Source organism: Corynebacterium sp. ACRPO, from assembly GCF_022347205.1.
GTDB lineage: Bacteria > Actinomycetota > Actinomycetes > Mycobacteriales > Mycobacteriaceae > Corynebacterium.
In genome coordinates this window covers 91,800-101,755 of the sequence record NZ_JAKRNE010000008.1, presented here as the reverse complement: position 1 = coordinate 101,755, position 9,956 = coordinate 91,800, and the positions used below count along the sequence as shown (strand labels likewise).

The 9,956-nt window shown below is 61.2% G+C and carries 9 protein-coding genes and 2 pseudogenes; 8 read left to right on the top strand and 3 right to left on the bottom strand.

Features of this window, described 5'->3' with window-relative positions; translation table 11 throughout:
* Positions 1-125: 125 nt before the first annotated feature.
* The 3 genes and pseudogenes from MHY22_RS07185 to MHY22_RS07175 form a co-directional block, all read left to right on the top strand.
* A pseudogene (locus MHY22_RS07185) lies at positions 126-464 on the top strand (integrase core domain-containing protein); the annotation flags it as partial.
* Positions 465-505: 41 nt separating this feature from the next.
* A pseudogene (locus tag MHY22_RS07180) lies at positions 506-688 on the top strand (integrase core domain-containing protein); the annotation flags it as partial.
* Positions 689-802: 114 nt separating this feature from the next.
* Positions 803-1,705 (top strand): IS30 family transposase, encoded by a 903-nt coding sequence (locus MHY22_RS07175; protein WP_239278714.1) that lies wholly within the window; start codon positions 803-805, stop codon positions 1,703-1,705.
* A 106-nt stretch (positions 1,706-1,811) separates the two neighbouring features.
* On the opposite strand, the gene rpsT is transcribed toward MHY22_RS07175, so the two are convergent.
* Together rpsT and MHY22_RS07165 are read right to left on the bottom strand one after the other, a co-directional pair.
* Positions 1,812-2,075 carry a 30S ribosomal protein S20 gene (rpsT, locus tag MHY22_RS07170; protein ID WP_005324114.1) on the bottom strand — a complete coding sequence of 88 codons (264 nt, stop codon included), beginning with the start codon at positions 2,073-2,075 and terminating at the stop codon, positions 1,812-1,814.
* 226 nt (positions 2,076-2,301) lie between these two features.
* Positions 2,302-2,838 carry a type II toxin-antitoxin system PemK/MazF family toxin gene (locus tag MHY22_RS07165; protein ID WP_200435326.1) on the bottom strand — a complete coding sequence of 179 codons (537 nt, stop codon included), beginning with the start codon at positions 2,836-2,838 and terminating at the stop codon, positions 2,302-2,304.
* An 18-nt stretch (positions 2,839-2,856) separates the two neighbouring features.
* Here MHY22_RS07165 and lepA point away from each other — a divergent pair, with 18 nt between their 5' ends.
* Complete coding sequence (lepA, locus tag MHY22_RS07160) at positions 2,857-4,707, top strand: translation elongation factor 4 (RefSeq protein ID WP_005324118.1); 1,851 nt, start codon at positions 2,857-2,859, stop codon at positions 4,705-4,707.
* Positions 4,708-4,839: 132 nt separating this feature from the next.
* On the opposite strand, the gene MHY22_RS07155 is transcribed toward lepA, so the two are convergent.
* On the bottom strand, positions 4,840-5,829 hold the full coding sequence (locus MHY22_RS07155) for an HNH endonuclease signature motif containing protein (RefSeq protein ID WP_239278710.1): 990 nt from the start codon (positions 5,827-5,829) through the stop codon (positions 4,840-4,842).
* Positions 5,830-5,985: 156 nt separating this feature from the next.
* On the opposite strand from MHY22_RS07155, the gene MHY22_RS07150 reads away from it, so the two are divergent.
* The 4 genes from MHY22_RS07150 to MHY22_RS07135 are packed head-to-tail and all read left to right on the top strand — an operon-like array spanning position 5,986 to position 9,922.
* Positions 5,986-7,362 (top strand): M20 family metallopeptidase, encoded by a 1,377-nt coding sequence (locus MHY22_RS07150; protein ID WP_005326385.1) that lies wholly within the window; start codon positions 5,986-5,988, stop codon positions 7,360-7,362.
* A 42-nt stretch (positions 7,363-7,404) separates the two neighbouring features.
* Positions 7,405-8,652 (top strand): histidine kinase, encoded by a 1,248-nt coding sequence (locus MHY22_RS07145; RefSeq protein ID WP_239278709.1) that lies wholly within the window; start codon positions 7,405-7,407, stop codon positions 8,650-8,652.
* Entirely contained in the window at positions 8,649-9,260 is a 612-nt protein-coding gene (locus tag MHY22_RS07140; protein WP_239278708.1) for a hypothetical protein, read from the top strand. The genes MHY22_RS07145 and MHY22_RS07140 overlap by 4 nt, the downstream gene beginning before the upstream one ends.
* Positions 9,257-9,922: a response regulator transcription factor gene (locus MHY22_RS07135; RefSeq protein ID WP_239278707.1), complete on the top strand. Its 666-nt coding sequence runs from the start codon at positions 9,257-9,259 to the stop codon at positions 9,920-9,922. The genes MHY22_RS07140 and MHY22_RS07135 overlap by 4 nt, the downstream gene beginning before the upstream one ends.
* The last annotated feature ends 34 nt before the right edge of the window (positions 9,923-9,956 follow it).

The window sequence follows — 9,956 nt, the reverse complement described above, 5'->3', positions numbered from 1 at the left end:
CTTCTTTTCAATCGCATCAATCTTGGCCTTATCAGCCGGATCTCGTCGTGCCACAGTAGTCATTCTGGTCCATCTCCTCATGCGGGTTAGGTACCCACACACAAACCATCAGACACTCTCCGGACGTTCCTAATGGGCTGGTGTTCCACGCTGACCGCGGAACGCAATTTACCAGCGAGAAGCTCTGGGAAGTCTGCCATAACCTGGGCATTGCTCAGTCTGTGGGGCGTACTGGTGTGTGCTTTGATAACGCGATGGCTGAGTCGTTCTGGTCGACGCTTAAAACCGAGTTCTACGACCGCAAGCGCTGGCCAACCCGTGATGCCGCGCGCAAGGCCGTTGCCTACTGGATGGAAGTCGTTTACAACCGTCGGCGCCGGCACTCTGCACTAGGAATGGTCAGTCCCGTCGACTTCGAAAACCACATTGGTCTAACCACCAGTAGAAAAGAAATAGCTGCCTAAACACTAGGTAGCCCCACTACGTGTCCACGATTTGCGGGCAACCCCAGGCGGAACTGATTCATGCCCAGGGCCCGTGGACGTCGGTCGGAGAAGTCGAACTGGCCACCTTGCGGTGGGTGCATTGGTGGAACACTAAGCGACTTCACGAAGCATTGGACTACGCCACCCCACAGGAAGTAGAAACCGAGTACTATCTCACCCAGCCCATCAACACAGGGCCGTAAAAGAAGCGGAACTAAACCCAGGACGCTTCAAACCGATTCGCAGATTACTTGTAAACCAAGCCTCCGCACACAAAGAATCGGACACTCTCCCGTTTAGGGCGAAGTGCATCGTCAATTCAGCGTGAAGTACGCAGAAACCACAGTGTTGAAGGCCCGTATCGTGCGGAAACAGCCCAGTTAAAGGCCTGTGCGCGGAGATTGCGGCCGAAAATACCGAAACTACTAGCCAACAAAAGACTATGGGACTATGTATGCGCACAATTGCGGGCACAATGGTCACCTGAGGAGATTTCTAATCGCCTGCCCATCGACTACCCCACTGATAAGGACATGCGCATTAGTCACGAAACGATTTATGACGCCTTTTACCTGCAGGCCAAAGGAAGACTCAAAGACCTTGGCTTGGACTTGCCGACAGGTAGAAAGAAACGCAAGAAACGTCAAACCCGCTCCAGCACACCTGCCCAGCAACGCTTCGTCGACGACATGATCCTCATAGACGACCGGCCAGATGAGGTAAGTGAACGTATTTTGCCAGGCCACTGGGAAGGCGACCTCATCCTCGGTAAAAACAACCAATCAGCGGTAATCACGCTAGTAGAACGCGTTAGCCGATTTGTTGTCCTTGGCCACCTACCAGGAAGGCATACCAGCAAAGAAGTATTCACAGCCCTGCACAAGGCAGTTGCAGGAATCGATAAAGCTATCTGGTCATCAATTACCTGGGACCAAGGAAGCGAAATGGCTGGCCATAAAGCCTTTACTATGGCCACTGACATTCCCATCTACTTCTGCCATCCAGGATCACCATGGGAACGCGGCAGCAACGAAAACACCAACGGAAGACTCAGAAGAAACCTTCCTAAAAACAGCGACCTGTCCATCTACAGCGCCGAGGACCTAGAAATGATCGCCAACATTCACAACCACAAACCACGCAAAGCACTCAACTGGCGCACCCCAGCCGAAGTCATGACCAACGCCCTCACACAAACCGGTAGCATCAAACCAAACTAACCATCATCGTTGCAACGACCCCTAGAATCCGCCGCCAAAGTAAGCTAAGAAAATCCCCCGGCGCGCTCCGTAGAGCGCGACCGGGGGATGATCTGTGCAATGGCTCTTAGTCCATCTTGTTGAACGCGGAAGCCATGCCGGACTTCTTGTTGGCTGCGGTGTTGCGGTGGAAGACACCCTTGGACACGGACTTGTCCAGGGCGCGGGATGCCACGCGCAGCTGCTTCTCAGCAGCAGCCTTGTCGCCAGCGGCAACGGTCTCGCGGAACTTGCGGATCTCGGTACGGACGGCGGAGCGAACGGACTTGTTGCGCTGACGTGCCTTCTCGTTGGTGATAACGCGCTTCTGCTTGGACTTGATATTTGCCATGAAAAATACCTCTTAGTAATCGAAAGTGATTGACGTAGAAACCGACCTACTCGGACTACTCCCGCGGCCAGCAATCACTGGCGCGCTCGGCGCTGGTATTCGAAGAGCGAACCCAAGGTCCTGCCCGCCCCGACCAGCGCGCCCGGCAAGTAAGTAACCAACACACAATAGCAGTACCGAACCCGACCTGCCAAAACCCTCCCCGCGGCCGCGGCCTGCGCGTCGGCTAGGCCCAGTGGTAGCGCGCCCGCAACCTATTCGCGATTCGTTCGAACCTGCGTTCCGGAAAAAGCGTGCCTTGCCGGCGCACCTGCTCCTCGGACACTTCGAGCAGGCGGTCGAGGCGCACCCAGCAATCGCATCCGGACTCGTCCCACTCGCCGGAGCCGATTTCCAGCCAGGCGTCGTCAAGCGCGTGCTTTGGGTTGGGGGAGATAAGTAAGCCCATTACCGTGGTGCGGGTACGGCCGACGACCAAAATGGCGCGCTCGCGCGGTGGTGCCTGCTTACCTTCGGCCGGTACCCACACCCAGACCACCTCGCCGGAATCAGCCTGGCCGTCCATATCGGGGGTGAAAAATATGGACCGGGGGTGGGAGGCAGTGGCCTCTACCTGGATATCGGCAGCCTTGCGTGGCTCGTGGAACTCATCCGACCTATCCAGTCCCAACCGGGAATTAATGCGGCTCAGGCCGGTGTCTATCGGCTCGCGCTCGCTGATTCCCAGCGCTTGGCGCAGACGGGTGAGCATGGCGCTTTTCATGTCGACTATTGTAGACGTATGTCTGAAAACTTTGCGGCCACGACGTTTACGGATCCCGCCCGAATCCGAAACTTCTGCATTATTGCTCACATCGACCACGGCAAGTCGACGCTGGCGGACCGCATCCTGCAGCTATCCAAGGTGGTTGCGGAGCGCGATATGCGTGACCAGTTCCTCGATAATATGGACATCGAGCGCGAGCGCGGCATCACCATTAAGGCGCAGAACGTGCGCCTGCCGTGGGTGCCCCAGTCCGGCACCGCGCAGGGGGAGCAGATTGTCATGCAGATGATCGACACCCCCGGCCACGTGGACTTTACCTACGAGGTCTCCCGCGCGCTCGAGGCATGTGAGGGCGCCATCTTGCTTGTCGACGCCGCCCAGGGCATCGAAGCCCAAACCCTCGCCAACCTCTACCTGGCGATGGAAAACGACCTGGAAATCATCCCGGTCCTCAATAAAATCGACCTGCCGGCCGCTGATCCAGAAAAATACGCGCTGGAAATCGCCAATATCATCGGCTGCGAGCCGGAAGAGGTGCTGCGCGTGTCGGGCAAAACCGGCGAGGGCGTGGTCGAGCTGCTGGACAAGGTCTGCGAGCTAGTTCCGCCGCCGTCTTCTGAATTCGACGCCGATGCACCGGCCCGCGCCATGATTTTTGACTCCGTCTATGACACCTACCGCGGCGTGGTGACCTATATCCGCATGGTGGACGGCAAGCTCACCCCGCGCCAGAAGGTCACCATGATGTCGACCAACGCCAACCACGAGCTGCTGGAAATCGGCATTGTGTCGCCCACGATGCAAAAGTGCGAGGGCTTAGGGCCCGGCGAGGTGGGCTACCTTATTACCGGCGTAAAGGACGTCCGTGAGACCAAGGTGGGCGATACCGTCACCTGGTCCAACGGCGGCGCCGAGACCCCACTCAAGGGCTACAAGGATCCGGACCCGATGGTCTACTCCGGCCTTTTCCCCATTTCCCAGGCCGACTTCCCGGACCTGCGCGATGCTTTGGAAAAGCTGCAGCTTAACGACGCCTCCCTTACCTTCGAGCCCGAAACCTCCGTCGCCCTTGGCTTTGGTTTCCGCTGCGGCTTCTTGGGACTTTTGCACATGGAAATCACCCGCGACCGCTTGGAGCGCGAGTTCGGCCTCGACCTGATTTCCACCGCGCCTTCGGTAACCTACCGCGTGGTGGCTGAAGACGGCGAGGAAAAATGGGTCCACAACCCGTCTGACTGGCCGGAAGGAAAGCTCAACGAGGTCTATGAGCCCGTGGTGAAGATGACCGTCATCGTGCCCGAGCAGTTCGTCGGCCCCACCATGGAGCTGTGCCAGTCCAAGCGCGGCCAGATGGGTGGCATGGACTACCTTTCCGAGGACCGCGTTGAGCTGCGCTACACCATGCCGCTCGGCGAAATCATCTTCGACTTCTTCGATATGCTCAAGTCCCGCACCAAGGGCTACGCTTCGCTGAACTATGAAGAGGCCGGCGAGCAGCTCGCGGATTTGGTAAAGGTCGACATCTTGCTCAACGGCGACCCAGTCGACGCCTTCTCCGCCATCGTCCACCGCGATTCCGCCCAGTGGTACGGCAATAAGATGACCAAAAAGCTCAAGGAGCTCATCCCGCGTCAGCAGTTCGAGGTGCCCGTCCAGGCGGCCATCGGCTCGAAGATCATCGCCCGCGAAAACATCCGCGCCATGCGCAAGGACGTGCTGGCGAAGTGCTACGGCGGCGATATCTCCCGTAAGCGCAAGCTGCTGGAGAAGCAGAAGGCCGGTAAGAAGCGCATGAAGACGCTGGGCTCCGTCTCGGTGCCGCAGGAGGCCTTCGTGGCCGCGCTGTCTACCGACGCCGACGATTAATCCACTCCACGCATGTCGAACTCACCTCGCAGCCGCGCCGTGGTTGCGAGGTTGTCAGCTGCCGGATTCCACGGCAGGCTTGAGCGCCCCGGTCCGCGCAGGAGGGTTGGGGCTGGGGCTTCAGGCGAGTAGTTAGGTTGAATCGGCCCAGGGTGGGGCCCAGACTATTCGGCCCTGGCGCCGCTCGAGGCGGCCGCGCACCGGCGGCGCGTGCGGATCGTCGTCGTTGACGCCATTGTGATACGGGCACGCCACGCTGAGATTTGCCATATTGGTCTCGCCGCCGTGCTTCCACGCCTGCAGGTGGTGGATTTGGCATTTATCCGCCGGATAGTTGCACTCGGCCCACGGGCAGGTGGGGTTTTCCGCACCCGCCATAAGCCGCTGCTTTTCCGAGGCATGCCGCGAGGTGCGATACAGGTTCACCGCTCCCTCATAAGGATGGACGAGGGTGACGAGCCCGCATTCGGCCAAGCGCTTTTCCACCAGCTTCGCGCCGCTGATTTCGGCACCATTGGTCAGCCGCAGCGTGATTTCCTCGCCTCCGCCGCTCAAGATTTCATCCAATTCATCGAGCTGGATGATGATATTCGTCGTCGCGGCAGGCCGCGCCGCAGCCCCGCCGCGGAAGAAGATATTCTCTACGGAATCAAGCGGCCTTTCCTCGCTGATGCTGGCGTGCAGGTCAGCAATGAAATCGGAATCGCCGGTAATCGAAAGCGTCGACGGGCCGCCCTTGCGCCGCGTCATCCGCACACCCTTCTCCGGCTGCCGCGGCGGATATAGCTCCTTCAGCCGCGTGCGCGCGAGCCGCTCCACGTCCTGGTCGGTCGCGCATAGTTCAGCGCGCAGCGCCCACGCATCCCGCTTGGATTTCGTGCGCGAGACGTACTTTTCGATAATCTTCAACGTCGCCAAGCAATGCCTGGTCGCCCGGCACGAGCGCTGCCGGCGGGTGAAGGGGGTGGGGCCAAAGTAGACGTCGGCAAGCGCAAGCAGGCTCCGTGCCTCCTGCCGGGGAAGCCCCAGCCGGCGCAGGTCGGCCTCGCGCGCGCCAGAGACCTCGCCGAGAAGCTCCATCGGCGAGGCAAGTTGGCGGGCGTAGTCCTGCAAGCGGGTCATGCCGGCGAGCCTAAGACACCCCGCAAGCCCGCGGTAGCCCACCCGCGCCCGCCTGTGGATAACTCGCCCCACCCGTCACACCAACCCCGAACCCGCCGGGCGCCCTGTGGATAACCTGCGGTACCCTCGAATAGGAAAGCGAGAAAGGAGCTCCCCATGACTGACCCGACCAAGCGGATTCGCCCCACCAACCCCGGACGCCTGGCCGCCCCGCGCCAGGCCCAGCAGCTGCCGCCCCTGCCGGTGACGCGGGCGCGCATTGGTGAGCGGGTGGCCACCGAGGTTTTCCAGGAAATGGGCGAGGGCATGCTCGAGGAGCTGCAGAACTTCCGCCGTGACCTGCACCGCAACCCGGAAATCGGCCTGGACCTGCCGCGCACGCAGAAGAAGGTCCTAGAAGCGCTGGAGGGCCTGCCGCTGGAGATTCACGTGGGCCAGGATTTGAGCTCGGTGGTGGCTGTGCTGCGCGGCGGCCAGCGCGGCGAGCGGCCGGTGTCGGTGCTTTTGCGCGCGGACATGGACGCCCTCGAGGTGCGCGAGCAGACCGGCAGCCCGTTTGCGTCGACGAATGGCTATATGCACGCCTGCGGTCATGACCTGCACACCGCCGGCCTGGTGGGCGCGGCGCGGATTCTGTGCGAGCACCGCGAGGAGCTGCACGGCGATGTCACCTTCATGTTCCAGCCCGGCGAGGAAGGCCCGGGCGGCGCGCTACCGATGATTGAAGAAGGCGTGCTCGACGCCGCTGGCCGACGCCCCATTGCCGCCTACGGCCTGCACGTCGGCCCTCAAGACCGCGGCACCTTCCACTATGTGCCAGGCCCGATGATGGCCAGCTCCTCCAACCTGACCATTACTGTGCTGGGCAAGGGCGGGCATGGCTCTCGCCCACACGATGCCATCGACCCGGTGGCGGCGCTGGCGGAGATTCAGATGTCTTTGCAGACCGCACTGACCCGCCGCTTCGATGCGCTCGAGCCCATCGTTATTACTGTGACCAACCTGTGGGCGGGCGACGGCGCGTATAACGCCATCCCGGAGCGTGCGGCCTTGGGCGCGACGGTGCGCGTGCTGCGCGATGAGAAAATCGACGCCGTGCGGCAGATGATTACGGAGGTCTCCAGCTCCGTCGCTGCCTCGCACCGCTGCACCGCGCAGGTGGATTTCGAGATTTTGTACCCCACCACCAAGACCAATGCGCGCGAGAATCAGTTCGCCGCCACCTTGTGGGGCCAGATGTTTGGCGCCGAGAACGTCCAGCCTTTTGACGCCCCGATGATGGCCTCCGAGGACTTCGGCTACGTCCTCTCGCAGGTCCCGGGCACGTTTATGTGGATGGGCACGGCCAATCCGGAAAAGCCCGAAAATCAGCGCGAGTGGAATCACTCGCCGATGATGCGCTTTGATGATTCCGTACTCGGCATGCAGGCCGCCGCGCTGGCGGCCGTGGCGTTTGAGCGCCTGGCTACCGAGAACGAGCATCCGTCCGCGCAGACGAAGGCCATGCGCGATGCGGCCGGGGTGCAGAAATAAATCATCCCTAAGTACTATGGCCGCGGGCTTAAGCTTGGGGCCATGGTCAGAACGAAGTGGAGTACGGCGGGCATCGTGGCCGCCTGCGCGGTGGGGAATTGGCTCGTCGGCATGGTGCTGATGAACCTCGATATTGAGGAGTACTCGCCGACATTTGAGGAGTACGGGCCCTATATCTGCACCGGGTTTGCGATGGGCGTGCTGGGTATTTTCGCCCTGCCCTTTGCCCTGGAGCACCAGCCGCGCGAGCTTTCCGACGTCGACTATGCCGGCTCCACCCGCAGCTTCATCGCCGGGTGCATCGTACTGCTGGCGTCTAGTTCCTATTTCGGCGCGGTCAGCGGAGTTGTGGCTTTTATTTCTATGGTTTCACGCCGCTCGACCTCGCGCTCGGTGGTCGCGGTGGCATGCTTTGTACTGGCGTTTGCGATAGATACGAGCTTCAACCCGTACCTAAGTTGGGACGAGATCGGATGGGTTGGTGCCATCTTCGTCGTGGTTGTGATGGTCGCGGGCTTGCTTGCAGGCCAAAAACGCGGCAATCAGCGCGAAAAGAGGTGGCGGGTAGAGCAGCAAGCCCGGATGAACCGCGAAGAGATGCGCGCCAAGGTGGAGCATGCAAGGCGAGAGGAGCGCGAGAGCATCGCGCGGGATATGCACGATTCGCTCTCGCATCGGCTGAGCCTTGTGGCCATTCATGCGGGAGCGCTGAGCTATCCGCGTGAGGGCGTGCCGGCCGAGTTCACAGATGCAGCGCGCACCATCCGCACGGAGGCCCAGAACGCGGTCGAGGATTTGCGCACCGTCCTAAGCGCCTTGCGCGAAGACCTTTCCCAGGATCCACGCAGCGGCTTGGAGGAGCTGGTCGCGGCCGCGCGCGAGGCCGGCACGGAAGTGACGGTGACCTACGCTGACGGTGCCGGCCCGGATGTTTTTACTGGGTTGTCCACGATGGCGCAGCACGCCGTGCACCGCGCAGTACAAGAAGGCCTGACGAACGCACGCAAGCACGCGCTCGGCCAGCCGGTAAGCATCACGGTGCGCGAGACGTCCGGCGCGGTGGACATCGAGATGCGAAACCCAGTGTCGCGCGGGACCCCAGGAGCCGCCACGGGCAATGGCGCGGACACCTCAGGTGGTTACGGACTGGTGGGCCTGCGCGAGCGTGTGGAACTTTCTGGCGGGCGCATGAGCATCGCGGCTAACCAGGAAAGTCCAGAAGGAAAGGGAGTCGAGGAATTCGGATGGAGTATCCAGCTACCGCTAGCGCACAAGGAGGCTGCGCAATGAGCGAGATGAGCTGGCAACTGCGCCATCCCGAATACGGGCTCATGCGCATCGACCTAGAAGACACCACGGCCCGCGAGGGATGGACGGGACAGTACTTAGACTTTAAGCGCAGTCTTTTTACCTCCACCGTTGACGGAACTTCGCGCAAGCTCAGCTATACCGATACCGATGACTCGGCCTATAGCGTGGAATTCCTGCGCGGGCACAGCGACGATAATGCGCCCGAAGACGCCGACCGCATCGAGCTGGTGGAGCGCTGCGGTTACGTCGTGCCGGAGTTTCGCGGGCAAGGCGCGAGGGTGCTGTTTGCGGCGGTGGGGAAGCCGGACATCGATAAGCAGCTGCACCGGATAAGTCTGTGGACGTTGCTCCTGCAGACTGCGCTGACATTCATTGCGGCCACGCTAGTCATCGAATTTTTCCCCAAAATCTTCGAAAAGCTAAACGATATTCTCGTGCCCTCGTTCCTCAACGGCGTAGTGGCGGGCCACGTGGGGATCGTGCCGATAGCGCTTGCGGCAGTGGTGGCGGTTACAGTGGCGTATACGCCCGTCGCATCGCAACTGTGGCGCGCGCGGTGGAATCAACCAGTGGGAAAGGGAGCATGATGGCCGATGCCCTGCGTGTAGTGCTCGTTGATGACGAGGCTCTAGTCCGCAGCGGCCTGCGCCTGCTGCTATCCAACGCGCCGGATATCGAGGTCGTGGCCGAGGCGAGCAATGGCCGAGATGCGGTGGCTACCGTGCTCGACGCGCAGCCCGATGTGGTGCTGATGGATATTCGCATGCCGGTCATGGATGGCATCGCGGCTGTGGAGAAGATTTTGTCCGTTCACGCAGTGCCGATCATTATGCTTACGGCCTTCGATACCGATTCCTTCATCCTGCGGGCTCTGCGCGCCGGGGCGGCTGGGTTCCTGTTGAAATCGACGCCGCCGGAATCGCTCATGGCGGCTGTGCGCGCGGCCGCGGCGGGGCAGCCGTTGTTGAGCCCGCAGGTCGTCGACAAGCTGGTGGGCATGCAAAGCCCCGCGCTTGACGACGCCCATTCGCACCACGCCCGCACCGCCCGCAACCACCTAGGTAGGCTTAGCTCCCGCGAGCGCGAAATCGCCGAGCTGGTGGCCCAGGGCTTGAATAATCAGGAGATTGCCGACCGGCTCGTGGTGTCCATGGCCACGGTGAAGTCTCATATGCAGCACATTTTGAAAAAGATCGGCGGCACGAGCCGCGTGCATATTGCGATCATGGTCTTGGAAGCGCGCGGCTAGGGCCGAAGTATCCTCCCTGCGGGGGATACCGCGC